This window comes from Caballeronia sp. LP006 (genome assembly GCF_031450995.1).
Lineage (GTDB): Bacteria > Pseudomonadota > Gammaproteobacteria > Burkholderiales > Burkholderiaceae > Caballeronia.
On record NZ_JARTVW010000006.1, the window covers coordinates 302,374 to 317,125 of the forward strand.

15 protein-coding genes are annotated in these 14,752 nt (G+C 60.9%); 10 read left to right on the forward strand and 5 right to left on the reverse strand.

The genetic code is table 11. From position 1 onward, the window contains the following. The first annotated feature begins 8 nt into the window (after positions 1-8). Positions 9-845 (forward strand): ATPase, encoded by an 837-nt coding sequence (locus P9250_RS31965; protein ID WP_310397447.1) that lies wholly within the window; start codon positions 9-11, stop codon positions 843-845. Positions 846-854: 9 nt separating this feature from the next. Next, positions 855-2,579 carry an ATP-dependent helicase gene (locus P9250_RS31970; RefSeq protein WP_310397449.1) on the forward strand — a complete coding sequence of 575 codons (1,725 nt, stop codon included), beginning with the start codon at positions 855-857 and terminating at the stop codon, positions 2,577-2,579. Between the two features lie 75 nt (positions 2,580-2,654). Here the strand turns inward: P9250_RS31970 and hfq are convergent, their stop codons facing one another. From hfq to P9250_RS31995, 5 genes are all read right to left on the reverse strand, one after another. Beyond that, positions 2,655-2,930, reverse strand: coding sequence for an RNA chaperone Hfq (hfq, locus tag P9250_RS31975; RefSeq protein WP_244818618.1), 276 nt, complete (start codon positions 2,928-2,930; stop codon positions 2,655-2,657). A gap of 210 nt (positions 2,931-3,140) precedes the next feature. After that, complete coding sequence (locus P9250_RS31980; RefSeq protein WP_244818617.1) at positions 3,141-3,344, reverse strand: hypothetical protein; 204 nt, start codon at positions 3,342-3,344, stop codon at positions 3,141-3,143. Positions 3,345-3,403: 59 nt separating this feature from the next. Beyond that, positions 3,404-3,856, reverse strand: a complete 453-nt coding sequence (locus tag P9250_RS31985; RefSeq protein ID WP_008343235.1) for a polymer-forming cytoskeletal protein — start codon at positions 3,854-3,856, stop codon at positions 3,404-3,406. An 11-nt stretch (positions 3,857-3,867) separates the two neighbouring features. Next, positions 3,868-4,719 (reverse strand): hypothetical protein, encoded by an 852-nt coding sequence (locus P9250_RS31990; RefSeq protein ID WP_310397451.1) that lies wholly within the window; start codon positions 4,717-4,719, stop codon positions 3,868-3,870. Between the two features lie 89 nt (positions 4,720-4,808). Further along, positions 4,809-5,405, reverse strand: a complete 597-nt coding sequence (locus P9250_RS31995) for a DUF1845 domain-containing protein (protein WP_310397453.1) — start codon at positions 5,403-5,405, stop codon at positions 4,809-4,811. A gap of 673 nt (positions 5,406-6,078) precedes the next feature. On the opposite strand from P9250_RS31995, the gene P9250_RS32000 reads away from it, so the two are divergent. The 8 genes from P9250_RS32000 to P9250_RS32035 all read left to right on the forward strand — a co-directional run bounded on the left by P9250_RS32000 (position 6,079) and on the right by P9250_RS32035 (position 14,687). Next, on the forward strand, positions 6,079-6,339 hold the full coding sequence (locus tag P9250_RS32000) for a hypothetical protein (RefSeq protein ID WP_310397457.1): 261 nt from the start codon (positions 6,079-6,081) through the stop codon (positions 6,337-6,339). Positions 6,340-6,344: 5 nt separating this feature from the next. Then, positions 6,345-7,670 carry a hypothetical protein gene (locus P9250_RS32005; RefSeq protein WP_310397459.1) on the forward strand — a complete coding sequence of 442 codons (1,326 nt, stop codon included), beginning with the start codon at positions 6,345-6,347 and terminating at the stop codon, positions 7,668-7,670. A gap of 183 nt (positions 7,671-7,853) precedes the next feature. Further along, the gene (locus P9250_RS32010; RefSeq protein WP_008343254.1) at positions 7,854-8,336 is read left to right on the forward strand and encodes an NADAR family protein; all 483 of its coding nucleotides are present in this window, start codon (positions 7,854-7,856) and stop codon (positions 8,334-8,336) included. 82 nt (positions 8,337-8,418) lie between these two features. Further along, positions 8,419-9,813, forward strand: a complete 1,395-nt coding sequence (locus P9250_RS32015; protein ID WP_310397461.1) for a metallophosphatase family protein — start codon at positions 8,419-8,421, stop codon at positions 9,811-9,813. 239 nt (positions 9,814-10,052) lie between these two features. Continuing rightward, positions 10,053-10,601, forward strand: a complete 549-nt coding sequence (locus P9250_RS32020) for a hypothetical protein (RefSeq protein WP_310397463.1) — start codon at positions 10,053-10,055, stop codon at positions 10,599-10,601. After that, on the forward strand, positions 10,589-12,910 hold the full coding sequence (locus tag P9250_RS32025; RefSeq protein WP_310397466.1) for an SMC family ATPase: 2,322 nt from the start codon (positions 10,589-10,591) through the stop codon (positions 12,908-12,910). Before P9250_RS32020 ends, P9250_RS32025 begins: the two co-directional genes overlap by 13 nt. A gap of 302 nt (positions 12,911-13,212) precedes the next feature. Next, positions 13,213-13,599: a hypothetical protein gene (locus tag P9250_RS32030; RefSeq protein WP_310397468.1), complete on the forward strand. Its 387-nt coding sequence runs from the start codon at positions 13,213-13,215 to the stop codon at positions 13,597-13,599. Positions 13,600-13,871: 272 nt separating this feature from the next. Next, positions 13,872-14,687: a hypothetical protein gene (locus P9250_RS32035; RefSeq protein ID WP_310397470.1), complete on the forward strand. Its 816-nt coding sequence runs from the start codon at positions 13,872-13,874 to the stop codon at positions 14,685-14,687. Positions 14,688-14,752 lie beyond the last annotated feature (65 nt).

The following is a 14,752-nucleotide window of genomic DNA, read 5'->3' on the forward strand; positions in this document are numbered from 1 at the left end:
AATGGCGAATGAGCACGGTTGTCGAACCCGGCAGTGAAGAGAAAGTCGCGCTGAGCGCACTCGAACAAGGTACGGTGGAGGCGCCGCTCACGACCGACGGCGCGGACGACGGAGAGCTTGAGCGCGAGTTGACGCAGATGGAGGCGGATGCCGACCGCCTCCAGAAGGAAGGCGTGATCTCATCCGACGACGCGCAGATGAAGCGGGCGGAAGTGGCGAAGACGCGCAAGCTGTTTCGCGACCTGCCTGCGGCGGAGCGTATTGCGATCATCAAGCGCCGCCGTGAGATCGGCCGTCAGTTGTTGGACCGCCAGCTTTCCGGCGCAGCAGTCGTGACCGCACGCGTGCGACTGAACCATACCCGCCTGAAGCCGCTGTTCGAACAATGGTGGCCGTACATCAACCGCATGAGCATCAACATGCAGCGTTTCGGCCGCTCGACGTTCGGCGAGAACGACAAGGAAGTCGTCAACAGTGCGCTCGAAAAGCTGCTTGCAGGCATCGAGAGCTACGTGGACGAGCAACTGCGCGTCGCCGAAGGCTTCCGGGAGCAGAAGGAAGCAGAGCTTCGCGCCAACAAGGAATTCGTGTTTGAGCCCACCATCCCGATGCCCGCAATGGACATCGAGGTGGAGGCGTACTCGCGCTTCTCGATGCGCGTGCTGAGCGCCATCATGAAGTTCGACCGTGCGATGGATCATTTCGACTTCATGGTCTGGAACGGCATCCGCGACCAGTCCGACGTGGACGACGAGGCAGTCAACTTCCTCAAGCGCTTCAATCCGCTCGGCATTCGCGGGTACATGACGCACCTGAAGCTGATGACGACCGTCCGCGGCAACTAAGGAGGCGCGATGCTGGACGAACTTAATCCCCAGCAACGGGAAGTCGCCCAGTTGCGCCAGCATTGCGTGGCGATCGCCTGCCCGGGCGCAGGCAAGACGAAAACGATCGCCACGAAAGCGGCCCTGTTGCTGCAAGACAGCGCCGCGACGGTCGGCGCCGTCACTTTCTCCAAGGACGCCGCGCTCGAACTGCGGGAGCGCATCCTGGCGGCCGCCGGCGAATCCGTGAAGAAGCGCTTGATCGCGGGCACCTTCCATTCGCTCGCCTTCAAGCAACTGAAGCGCCCCGGTGCACGTGCGCTCGATATCGCCTCGGATGGTGACCGGCTCGGTACGCTCATCCGCGTGATGCAGGAACTCGGCCGCGACGGGAAGGCAGAAGACCTCATTCCAACGATCGAGAAGATCAAAACCAATTTCGGGCGGTGCGATCCGGACACTGCCGACGGCGAGCTGTACCACGCCTATCAGGACGCGCTTGCCCGCAACGGTAAGATTGATTTCCAGGACATGCTGCGCCTCGCCGTGGAGGGGATGGAAAACGGAACCATCGCCCCGTACGCGTTCACCTATCTGCTCGTTGACGAGTTTCAGGATACCGACCCGCTGCAATACAGGTGGATCGAGCTTCATGCAAAGGCCGGTTCGATCGTGACCGTCGTCGGCGACGATGACCAGAGCATCTACGCTTTTCGCGAGGCGCTGGGTTATCGCGGCATGGAATCGTTCATCGAAGCGTTTGACGCGAAGCCGGTCGTGCTCGGCAGCAACTATCGCTGTCGTGCCGAGATTCTCGGCGCGGCCGACCGAGTGATCCGCAATAACGTCGACCGGATTGCGAAGGTGCTGCGCGCCGAGAAGGGGCCGGGCGGGAGCGTCCTGACATCGCGGTACCCGGACGAGTACGAAGAAGCGACCGCTGCAGTCGAGGTGCTGGGGCCACTGCTCGCCAAAGGACAATCGTGCGCCATCCTTGCGCGCACCAACCGCATCCTTGATCCGCTCGAATCCGTTTGCCGCTCTCACGGCATCAAGTATTACCGCGCATCCGGCGCATCGGTGCTGAGCCGCCCCGAGGGCGCGCTCATGTGCAACCTGCTCGAGATTGTCGAGCGCATCAAAGACACCGGTCTTGACGCCGTTCTCGCACACCTGGGCCTGACCGCGCAGCATTTGCGCGCATTGCATGCCGATATGGGCGCGGAACTGACGCAGAAGGGCCGCGCCGAGTTAGTCGAGCTGGGATTGCCCGAGGACGTCGCGACGAACTACCGTGAGTTCATGAAGCGGCTGGCGGAATGGCAAAGTTTGTGCGATCGGAAGTTTTATTCGCTGACGCTCTCAGGCGTCGCTGAATGGATGCTGAAGTACGCGAAGAAGGATTCTGCAATTCGCGCGATCGAGGCGACGAATGAAGTCCTCTGTCGCTTGTCGGGCAGCTTCGCTGAGCGGCTTCTTTTCCTGCGTCAGGATAACAACGAGCCGACGCCCGGCGCGCTCATCCTCACCACGATGCACAGCTCCAAAGGGCTGGAGTGGGATCACGTGTGGATCGCGCGCAGCGAAGAGACGATCGTCCCTGATGCGAAGTCGACGGAGCCGGAGGAACGTCGTCTGTTCTATGTCGCGATGACGCGCGCACGTGAATCCCTGATGATCTCGGGCACGTCCAAAAATTTCGAGTCTCGTTTTGTCGTCGAAGCTCAACTTCAGCAAGTAGCGGCAGCGGCCTAAGAGTGTGATTGGGCTGTTGCCACGGTTCTCGAGCGCCGATTGATCCGCCTCGGCTACTCTCGGTGCCGTGTCTATTCATGGCACCTTCTGCCCGGGGCGCGGGCGCCGATCAGGGCGCTCGTGGCGCTCAGAGTTCTGAGGGCGACCGCGGTCCTCGCTGACCGTCGAGATGGAGTGCTTGAAGATCACCTGCGGGCCCGTCGCCGCGTTCAGACAGACCGTGTACGAATCAAAGGACTCGATGCGGCCTGTCAGCTTTATTCCATTGACCAGGAAGACTGAGACGCGCTTGTGTTCTTTGCGGAGCGCGTTGAGGAACTCGTGCTCAGGCTTCGGGACGGTGTCAGGCATGGTCGCCTCAGTCAGTGAAGTCGAAGAGTGAAAGTGCTTGCAGTCCACGTGCACGCCGTGGCGAAAGCGGTCGGCATATCCGCATAGTCGCTCAACGTCAGATGAAACGCTGATTCTCGTGGCTACAGCCAAAAAAAAGCCCGCTCAAGGCGGGCTGCAATCCATATCGGTCGAGACATGGAGGAGACGTGATCAGTATAAACCCTACGGTTATTGGCGCATAGCCATCTTGTACGTCACGACGGACTTGTACGCGGGCCGGTTCCAGTGCGGCGTGCCCGCTGTCATCGCATGGCTGTTCACAAGCCGGCCAGTGTCGAGCATGCAAAAGCAATGGCCTTCGAACGCGGCTTCTTGCGCTGCCGCGTCCCACGTCTTAGTGACGAAATCGAAGATCGGTTCGACGGGTTTCATGATCAGGGTTCTTAGGGACTTTCACCCGTTATCGGCAAATCATCACGCTTATTCAGGGCTCAGGCGATGGCGCGCGAGATCTCCGTCACGTTCGATTCCGTGCGTTCCTGGCCCTTCGTGTCGTCCAAGCGCGGACCGGCGATAGGCCCTTCGTCCGGCGTCGAATCGGCCTCAATCGTCAGCATTCTGGCGACGCGCTTGAGCGTGCCGTTGAGCGACGCACGCGGACCGAGGCGGATGGTGCCGCAGTAGAAGATGTCACCCGAGACTTGGCCGTTGATTTCCAGTGAGCCACGCGCGTGCACATCGCCGTCAACGCGCCCGTCAATGCGAACGTGCTCGCCCTGTGCGCTGCCCTTAACGAGGCCGCCTTCGCCGATGTGCAGCAGACCCTGCGTGGAGATGATGCCGCCGTCGAGCAGGCCGAAAGACGAAATGCCGTGATCCACGACCATGTCGCCGGTGATGGCGCAGCCGCGCGCGATAAGCGTGATGTTGAGTTCGGTTTTCATGGTGTCGATTCCTAGAACATTTGCACTTCGTTCGACCCGCCGCGGGTCGCGGGTGCTGCTTTCTTATTCGATGCGGCGGCGCCGTCGGACTCCGTGGTCTGCTCGTCGCGCGCGCGCTTTGCGTGGTGGCGGTAGCTGTGCGAGTGCGACGGCGTGGAGGTCTCTGTCGTCGCGCCGTCTGTGGCTTGCGTCTCCCCGGCGGGAGTTGCCGTCGTGGCCGACGTCGCCGGTTGCTGCGCAGCGCTTTGCGCTGCCGGTGCGGCCGCCTTCATCGCGGGGGCGTTGGCTGTAGGCTGCTGTGTCGCGTCCGCGTCACGACGGGCTTGACGAATCGGCGACGCCGCCGCTCGCTGCTCCTCAGTCGAAACCGGGGCCGACTTGGCTGGGGTTGCGCCAACGGCGGGAGCGTTGCTTCCAAGCGAATTTCTGAACTGGTCAGCCGTCAAGCCAACCCCCGAAGGAGCGAGGTCCTTCGCGGTGAGCATCGGTGCCACGGCAACCGGATGAGGCGATTCCGCGTCGATCGGACGCGTCGTTGGTGCAGTTGGCTGCTCGCTTCCCGCGAGCTTGCCTGCACCGGAATCCGAGCGAGCGGCGCTGTGGACCGACGGTGCGCCGAACGACTTGTAGAGGGAAGCGGCTCCCATTCCTGCCATACCGATCACAGCGGCGAGTGCCACGGCAACGAGCGTTTGGCGCGCGGTGGGCGCTGCCTTCGGCAGGCGCACCTTCACAGAAGGCGCCTTGTCCTGAGCCGCCAGGTCCGCCGGCGCCGGAAGCGCCGCAATCTGCCGCGGCAGATCAATGGTCATCGAGTCGGGTGCGAACTGTGCGTGCAGTCGCTGAATATCGCGTAGGTCCATGTGAGGTCCTCTCGTCGTTGCATTAGGTCGAGCGTAACCAGCGCTGCCGCTAGTCAAGACAGCGAGCGCATGCGCGCGCTCAAGACGGTTTAGTGGGCTTGACCAGGGTCGGGAAGCAACACACCTTCGGGGGCGAAGCGATCGTTGTCGAAAATGCAGAGATAGGCGATCTTGCGAATTCGCGTTTGAGCGGCATCGAGGGTGCTTTGACGAGCTTCCGAGCCCAACGATCGAGCGATCAGTGCGCCCATCGTCAGTAAGAAGAGCTGGTCATAGATAGTCAGCAGGCGTACCAATCGTCCAGACATTGCGTGCTTGATTTCGAGCGTGACTATCTCCGGATACGTCGCAGTCTGCCTCTTGGGCAAGTCATTGGCCCAAGCCATTGCTTTGCGGAACCAGCCCTCGGCCACTCGAAATTCAGATTCGATAGCGATGAGCTTGCCGCCGCGAGCGACGGTCATCTTCGCTGCTGCAAAGTTGAAGTCGCCCCGCAAAAACTCACGTGCGAATGCCGAGTGGTACGGCAGTTCAGTCTTAGCCAGCGTATCCGCATGGATTCGCGCGAGCCGGCTGTCGTTGGTCAGGCGGTCGAGCCGCCGAAGACCGCTCTCGCCAGTCGGCGCGACCGGAGGTGAGCTTGGTCTTAATCCGTCTTCAGGTGCTTCCATGTCAGTACCAGCCATGATCGGTTTCGGTATGTCTGTGTTCTCTCTCACATAAGATTTTCATTGTTTAGGCAACAGTCAAGACGGCGAAAGCTAGGTCAAATTCGTGAGCTTTCACCCGCACGCTCGCGTCGATAACCCGGATACTCAACTCCATTCCCGCGTCACCGACGCATCGACCCCGATTCCAAGCCCGGAGTCCATCTTTTCTCTGCAAGTCGTGCCCGCCTCGTGCGTTGGCATGCGCCGACCGGATAGCTACCGGTGTGGAAATCTTCCTTGTGCTGAGTGTGCTCGCTAACACTCCCCAATTTCAGCCGTGATACTCGTACCCAGTGCTGCATTCATTTGCGCCGGTACATCGTTCGAACCCGGGTTTTCGGGTGTTCTCTCTCCAGAGCCTGATATGGGTAGAACGATCGAAGTTGGCTGATCCGTGATTCCTGCGGCGGAAGTAATTCCGAAAAGGGCTGTTGCGCGGCGTGACCATGCTGCGCGAGAACGACTTTACGTTCTCTGACCGAGCGACACCGGCTTATGCCGGCCGCTCCCTGCACGCCACGTCCCCGGAAGGGGCGTGGCGCGTAGGTCTCTATATCGATTTCAAGAAGCTCGTTCCCTTACGGGAGCGGGCTTTTTTTTCGTCCGTCGCTTCCTGCGGCCGGACCTTTCTCAACGGAGGTGCTGTTCTATGTTGTTGCCCGACCGCCTCAATCAACGTATCGCCGAGGCCATCACGCATCAAATCAATAGCGAGCGCGAGCAGGCGAACACCACGTCCCCCGTTTGGCGTGAGCGGTGCGAAGTAGCTCGAGTCGCGATGTTCAGCGACGCAGAGCGCTCTGTTTTTATTTCACATGTCAGCGAACGTCGCGGCAGTTCGGCAGCCCGAGAGATGCAATCTCAAGCCGAATCAATGCGGACCAACGCCATCTTCTTTCTTGCAAGGTAACCGTCATGAATGCAGTTGTTCAGATGTTCGATCACGCGCCGCGTAGCCTCGTTGAAGAACGAGCTATTCGCCCGCCCACGATCGGCAAGATTCGACCTGGCATCAAAGTGCTCACGCGGGCGCACCAGTCCAACGAAAAAGCTGTCAAGCTCTACAACGACATGGTCGCTGCGGGCGAGTCGTTCGAAGCCATCGGCAAGCTGCTCGAAACGTCGCTGAAGCTTCGGAACGCGCTGATTCCCAGAAACGTCGATTACTTCGTGTGCAGACGCTCGGACTTCTCTAATCCGGACACGGCCGACGAAATCCTGCGGCTGTATGGCGAGGATCGCGGGCAAGGATTGCGGCTATACCGCTTCCCGATCATGTTTGCGTTCGACGACTGGCTGCGCAATGTGCCCAATCAGATGGCCGCGTACACGACAACCGGGCGACAGTACTTCTCGGAGTACGACCGCGACGGCAAGCGCTATTGCAAGACGTACGCGCCGGTCGAGCGTAACGCACGTGCACAGCGGGCCCGTCGATCCTTCGGTGGGCGGCTGGTCGTTCACCGGCAAGACGACGACATTCCCGATGGCGTCTGTGATCCTCACGTCTGTCCGCAGTATCAGGACCGGAAGTGCAACCTAACCGCAAACTTCTTGTTTGCGGTTCCCGACGTGAAGGGGCTTGGGCTGATCGAGCTGCCGACCAACTCGATCTACGTGCTGCAGAAGGCGTATTCGGCAATGCAGACCGTGGCATTGGCGCGCGGCAGGCTCACCGGCACGCGCTTCTGGCTCTCGAAGAAAGAGTTCGACATCACGCGGATTGACGACAATGGCCAGGCCGTGCGTCAGAAGCAGATGTTGACGGTGCTCGATGCCGACATCGACCTAGGCGCGCTGCTGGATGGCGCGGACGAGGCTCAACCGGCGCTCGATGCTGCCAGTCGTGCAGTGGCGCTGCTGGGGTTGGACGGAACGGTACAGTCGATCGGCGATTCGCTCCTTCAGCAAGAGCAGCAGACCGGGGAAGCACTGACAGGCGATGGCGCATCATCGGGCATCGACGGCGCCGATGGTCAGGACGACGACTCGCCGGATCCCGACGAGACGCTGGAAGACAAGCGTCACCGCATGTCGGACCTGCTGCATCGTCTGGGCCTCAGTCAGCCGGAACGACAGAACGGCTTTCGCAAGTACGCGCATCAGACGTACGGTCGCGGTTGGATCGAACGCATCGCTGATGTAGATGCGATGAATGCGCGTCTCAAGAATGCGCTCGACGATCCCGCCTCGCTCGACGTCGAAATTCAGGACGCGATTGCACAAGCTGCCTACGTCTAACCTTGGCCAGTCCCCCTTCGGGGGCTGGCATCCTTTCTCCGTGTCACACAGCCTTTCTCGCTCGCGCATGAGAGCATTTCAGCAAGAACCGCTTGCTCAAATGCTTTCGACCGCGCTCACACGTGCGCATCGAATTCGTCCGCTTCGGCGGCCCATCTACTTGTTCGCGCGAAGGAGATTCCAATGCGTAGAGTCGGCAACTTCACGCTGTTCTTCGGCGCGGAGGACGCATTTAGCAACTGGCATCCGTGCCGCTTTTCGTACCACGACGTCGCTTTCGTCAGTGTTGAGCAGTTCATGATGTTCTCCAAAGCCAAGCTGTTTGGCGACGAGGACATCGCTCAAGCTGTGCTAGCCACGCATCTGCCGAAGGAACAAAAAGCCCTTGGCCGCAAGGTCAAAGGCTTTGACCTCGATACATGGAAGGCGAAGCGCGAGTCGATCGTGTACGTTGGATGCCGCGAGAAGTTCGCGCAGCATCCGGGTCTGCGAACGCTGTTGCTTGCGACGGCGCCGACCGAGCTTGTCGAAGCAAGTCCTTACGACACGATATGGGGCGTGGGTCTCGGTGAGCACCATCCAGACATCACGGACAAATCGAAGTGGCGCGGCCAGAACCTTCTGGGCAAGGCGCTGATGAAAGTCCGCGACACGCTGTCAACGTAATCCGTTTCTTAGCGCGCCCTAGCGGTGCGTCGGCAAATACTGGCTACCTTCGGGTGGCCCTTTTTCATTTATAGGAGGCGATTTGAAGATCGCACATTTTTCTGACCTGCACTACGCGCCGGGAAATCTCGAAGAGTCGGACCGATGCTTCGGTTTCGGCATCGACCATGCGGTGCTGGCCCATGCCGACGTGGCAGTCATCTCGGGTGATGCGACGGACCATCGTCTCGACGCACACGCGCCGTCGTTGAACCGCCTCGCACGCCGCATCAACGGTCTGAGCGGCAGCATGCCGGTCCTGATGCTGCAGGGCACGTTCTCGCATGAGCCGCCGGGCACGCTGCGCAACTTCGAACTGATGGCAACGACGCATCAGATCTATGTTGCGGAACGCGTGCAGCAGGTAAGCCTCCACGAGGGGCGGTTCTACCCCTCGGACGGCCCGGTGTTCTCGGACGACGAGCTGCGCGAGGTTCTGGCAATCGGCGCTAATGTCGTGTTCACGTGTCTGCCCACGGTCACTAAGGGGGCGCTGGCGGTCGCTGTTGGTGCTAAGGAAGCAGGGACGGGTCTGGAAGGCGTGCTGGGCGACTATCTCGCCGCAGCAGGGCGCGTCAACCAGCAGCTTCGTGCCGCAGGCATTCGAACTGTCGGGGTGTCACACGGCACGGTCAACGGTTGTACGACCGAGCACGGCGTGACGATGGCAGGGTTCGACCATGAGTTCTCGCTTGGCAGTTTGTTCGACGCCGAATGCGATGCTTTCATGCTTGGACACATCCATAAAGCGCAGCAGTGGGAGCGAGCGGGGCGCGTCGTGGCCTATCCCGGTTCCATCGGGCGGTTCCACTACGGTGAGGAAGGCGACAAAGGCTTTCTCATGTGGAATGTTGAGGTCGGAAGCGCGCAAGCTGATCTGGTCGTTACGCCTTCACGGCAGACGATCTGCGTCGACTTTGATGGACCGCCCGACTTGCAGCGCCTCACGGCAATCGCGCTTGATGCGACCGACAAGTTTGTACGAGTTCGTTGGCAGGTCGACGAAGAGCACAAACAGTCAGTGGACCGTGACGCGATCGCCGCGCTGTTCAGCAACGCGGCCGAGCTGAAGGTCGAAGCTCGCATTCTTCTCGTCGTCCGGTCACGCGCCCAAGGCATCAGCCTCGAAACGTCGATTGACCGGAAGCTCGAGCGTTGGTGCGAGCACGCTGACGTCGATCCGGCGCCCTTGCTTGACCGGCTGCAGTTGCTGGAAACCGGGGACGCGGAGGCAATCGCCGCTGGCGTGCTGGCGCGACTGAGCGACGCTGACGCATTGTCGAGCATGTCCGAGCCTGCGCCGGTGACGGCCCACGTAGCTCCGGATAGCGATGTTGGCGACGATGCACTGCCCATGCCCGATGCGACGGTGGAAATTGTCGAGTGGGCTTCGGCAAGTCAGCTTTCGTGGCTCAACGATGATTTGTTCGCGGCTTAATTAGCAAATAAAGTAGCCGCGCATGCAGAGGAGGCAAGTATGGCTCCTCCGCCTGAACACGCAAGCCGTGTTCCGATAGCCGACTGTCAACGTCGCTATCGAAACACAGGTTTTACCGCGTCTTTGACGCATCGATTCGTAGTGGCAGGACCTTTCTCTAGCAGTTCATTTCTTCTTTCACCCTGGCGGGGAGCGATCCCTTCCGGGGCAGCACTCCGCCCACCATAACGGAGTGCATCATGTTTGGTCTTTATCCCGCTGGCCCGAACTGGGTTCGCACCTTTGCGTTGGGCGACTGTTCATCGCGTGATCTTCAAAAGTCGTTGGTCGAATCGGCCGGCTTTACCGCTGCGATTCAGCATCAGCCGTTCGGTCAACACCGCGGCGCGGTACTGGCGCAGTTCGGTCAGACGCTGTTGCTGGTCGCCACAACCCCCGGGGCGTGCGAGATCGCCGTTACGCCGACCGTTGAAATGCAGCACCTTCTCTGGTCCTATCAGGAAGGCTATGCAAGTCAGTGGTCTGCTGCTGAGATCCGTAGCCTCACCGGGCATAGCGGCTGGTCCGATCTTCTGATGAACGCGCGTCGCGAGTTCGGCAAAGTCTGCGACAACGTGGCGGCCGCATTAGACGGAACGCTTCAAATGCCCAAGGCCCCGGTGCGATCTGTGTCGTCCGTCGTAATGAACGATCCGTTTCCCAACGAGGACGACGACGCGTTCTACTCGCAGATGGCAGCGATGTCCGCCTCGATGAGCGTATCGGAGGACCCGTCATGCGGCCTCTGAAACTGACACTGGAAGGCTTCGTTGGCGTGCGCGATGGCATGAAACGCGAAAGCGTCACGCTGGATCTAGAGACGTTGCCGGATGGTTTGATCGCCTTGACCGGCCCTAACGGGGCGGGCAAGACCACGCTTATGGACAACCTGCATCCGTATCCGATCATGCCGTCGCGTGCATCGAAGCTGTCGGTCGACGCGTTCTCGTACTGGGATCACATCTGTGGCACCAGTGCGTTGAAGGAACTCGAATGGGAGCACGATGGCATTCGCTATCGATCGTCGTTCACGTTTCGCAAGCCCGGCAAGACAGGCAAGGCGGAGTACTACCTTGCCTATCGCGGCGTCGACGGTACGTGGCGCCCGGTGTCTTTGCCCGACGGGACCGTGTCGGACGGCAAGACAGAGTCGTATAACCGCTGTGTTGAGGCGATCAACGGTTCGTTGGAGACGTTCTTCACGAGCGTGTTCTCTGCTCAGAACCGACGGCCGCTCGCGTCCTACGGTGCGGGCGAGATCAAGACGCTGCTGGCTGAACTCCTTGGCATCGACCATCTAAAGGCAATGTCGGCGAAGGCCGCTGATGTCGCGAAGGTGCTCGGCAAGTCGCTCGAAGGCATCCAGTCTGAGCTGGGTGCGCTAGCCGGAAAGCGGCAACGCGAAGCAGACGCTGAGCAGTCGATCGTCGCGCAGGGCAACACCCTGCGTGTCGCTCGGGAGCAACGCGATGCAGCGCTTGCGCATGCGAGCAAGCTGACTCAAGAGCGGGCGACCCTTGCGGCAAAGCAGAGCGAATCGGCTACGGCCGAGGCGCGCCTGCGAGAGCTGGGCGTGCGCCGCGACGAGTTGGGGCGTGCCCGGAAGAGCGCAGCCGACGACGAGCAAGCGGCAGCGGTTCGCTGTCAGCAGCGCGTTTCCGTGCTGAGTCGAACCGTGGCCACGCACCAAGCAACGTTGGCTCGCCGCGAGGCGATCCTCGGTGCGGCGGCGAAGCGCGAGGAGGCCGAGTTGGCGATTGCGCGTGAGGAAGCGAGGTTTGCTCCCCTGCAGCGCGACATTGCCGATTTGGAGGTGAAACGCGCGACGTTGACCACGCTCGATGCGACGCTTACCAGCTTGATGAGCCAGGGCACGACGAAAGCCGCGCACTTCGACACGTTGAACAAGCAGGCTGCGGTGGCGGAGCAAGTGCCGTGCGTCGGTCATTCGATGCATGCGCAATGTCCGCTGCTCGCGCAAGCCTTTCAAGCGAAAGAGCAAGCGGAGGTCCAGCGTATATCGGTGGCGAATCTTCGCGCGGAGTATCGCGAGAAGAAGGCGCAGGCCGAATCCTTGGCGCTCGTGCCGGCTGAGTTGGCGGCGAAGCGTGTAGAGATGCTCGCCATCACCGATGCGGCCGCGCAGTTGCGCCGTGCCTTGCAGGCGGCGGCAGAGCTTGCCGCCACTAAGCCGTTGCTGGATGCAGCCGTGTCGGGACTTGGAGCGGCGCAAGCTGAGTTGCGTTCGATCACCGAGGAAAGTGTCGCACGTACCGCCAAATACCAGTCTGAGAAGACGCGTATGGAAGCTGAGCTTGCTCGCATTACCGAGGAAGTCGGGCGACTGGCCGCCGTCGATGCGACAGCCGCCATTGCGAAGCTGGACCGTGACATTGCAGCGAACCGGGAGACCATCGCCGCACTGGATGGTCGAATCGAGCAGTCGATCCGCGCGCAAAGTGTATTGCAGGCCGAAGCGGAAGCGTTGGCGTTGGAGTTGGCGAAGTTCTCGGCCACGCAGTCGCGTGCCGATCGCCTCTCCGACGAGATCGCGCAATGGAAGCTGCTGGCTAAGGGCTTGGGCAACGACGGCGTGATCGCGTTGACGATTGATGACGCGGGTCCGGCGCTGACGCAAACCGTCAACGAGCTGCTGCTCGCGTGCTACGGGATGCGCTTCACGGTGGAGATCCGCACGCAGCGCACGCTTGCGAGCGGTGAACTGCGTGAGGGCTTCGAGATCCTCGTTCACGATGCCGAGTCCAACAGCAGCAAGTCGGTCTCCGTTATGTCCGGCGGTCAGAAGGTCTGGATCAACGAGTGCCTCACACGGGGCATCGCGCTCTATCTCGCGCAGAACACCGGTCAGCCTTATCAGACCCTGTTCAGCGACGAGTCAGACGGCCCGCTCGATCCCGAACGGAAAGTGCAGTTCATGCGCATGAAGCGCGAGGTGCTGCGCCAAGGTGGGTATCAGCGGGAGTTCTTCATCTCGCAGACGCCCGACCTTGTTGCAGAGGCCGACGCAGTCATCGACGTACAGGCGCTTGCCGCCTGATCTCTTTTTAACCCTTGTGGGGAGTTGCCCACAAGGGCGCTCCCTTTTCCCTTCTTTCTCGCGCCTTCGGCGCTGTTCCCACTATGGCAAACCTTTTGATGCTGCTGCTGGCGGCAGCCGGCAGTCCGTCTCACTCGAATGCAGTGCCTCACCAGCCGCCTGCGCAGCAAGCGGCACCGGCCAATGCTCAGTCGCAGCCGCCGCGTGCGCCGTCCCTGCGTCGTGCGGCTGCGTTCGATCGTGGCCGTTTGCGTCGCATCTGACAACGGCTCTTCTTCTTTACTTTTTGATTGGGGCCTTCCATGACCTATTCCTGCACTGATTTCGTCGACGACGTACTTAACGACATGGTGATCCGAAGCTGGATCAAGCCGGAGCAGTACGGGGCAGACGACCCGCAAGCTCAATGCAATGCGGTGCTGGGCGCGATTAGCGACGCTGAGGTGTCGCTGCGCCTCGCCGCTGACGCGAAGCAGTTTCATGCGGAGCTGCTGGATTCCGTCGAAACGCTGACCGCCATCGCCGAGCAGCACGGCGCGCTTGCCCTCGCGAATGTCGTCTATCTTCAGACGGCCTTCTTGAAGGGCGGGGTGATCGAGCTCACGCGCGATGAGGCGGAGGCACTCTCGTTTGTCAGAGAGCTGCCCTCAGGCGGTCGCTGGTGGCAGAGCGTCAAGGTGATCGACTAAGCGGCACAAACGCTGTTCAATTTCTTTTCTCAACCCTTGCGGGCAAGCGCCCCGCTGGGGTCGCTCCGCATTCTTTGTGTGGAGTGTTTCTATGTTTGAAGCAGCGAAGCTGGGGCATTGCCCGAACAGTTTCTAAACCTCGAAGCGGCGATTGATTACATCGCCGGCACCGCGACGTACGCGGGCGAAGTTCGCCCTTGGGTCCGGAACGTCGAGACGAAAGTGTTCTTTGTGATTGGCGGCAGAGTGCAACCCCAAAACGGGGTGCGCCAATGACGCCGCCGTGGCTGGAGCAATACGCCAGTGGCCAGAAGACCGGCTACGCGCAAGCCTTCATGGCGTACGCCGAGTACTACGGAGTCGATGGATCTGCTGACGATGACCCGGAAATTGAGGAGCGGATCGCCATGAATCGGCAGCCGCTCGTCGGTTACGCCAGTCGCACAGCCACACGCCGCAACCTGGCCGCACTGAAGGGCGCCGACTGGCGCTTGTTGGTCTCGGCTAAAGGCGAATTGCGTACTGAGGGCTTCGATCGCTACGCGTTGGATAACGGCGCTTGGACCGCGTACCAGCAAGGTCAGCCCTTCGATCAGCACGCGTTTGCGGTCGCCGTCGAACGGCTGGGCGAGCGGGCCGATTGGCTTGTCCATCCGGACATCGTCATGGGCGGGATCGCCTCGCTCGACTACTCGTTGAAGTGGCTGGAACGACTTCGCGGGATGCCGTGCCGGATGCTGATCGCAGTTCAGAACGGTATGCAGGTTGAAGATCTCGCCTCGTTGCTGTCGCCTGCTGTGGGCATCTTCATTGGCGGTTCGACAGAGTGGAAAGAGCAGACGGCGCACGTGTGGGGGTCTCTCGCGCGACGCCGTCACTGCTACTTGCACGTCGGTCGCGTGAACTCGGCGCGGCGCATCCGCATCTGTGCGGCCGCCGGTGCCGACAGCTTCGACGGTACCAGCGTGAGCCGGTATGCGAAGACGCTTCGTCGGCTGGATCGAGCAACACGGCAAGCAGACATGTTTGCCGCAGCGCACGACGGCCTTGAAGAGGCCCAACGTGCGACGGCTGACCTTTTCATTTGAATTAGACCATTAACCCTTTCGGGAGCGCATCCCGAAGGGTCGCTCCTATTTGTTTCGGAGCGAAA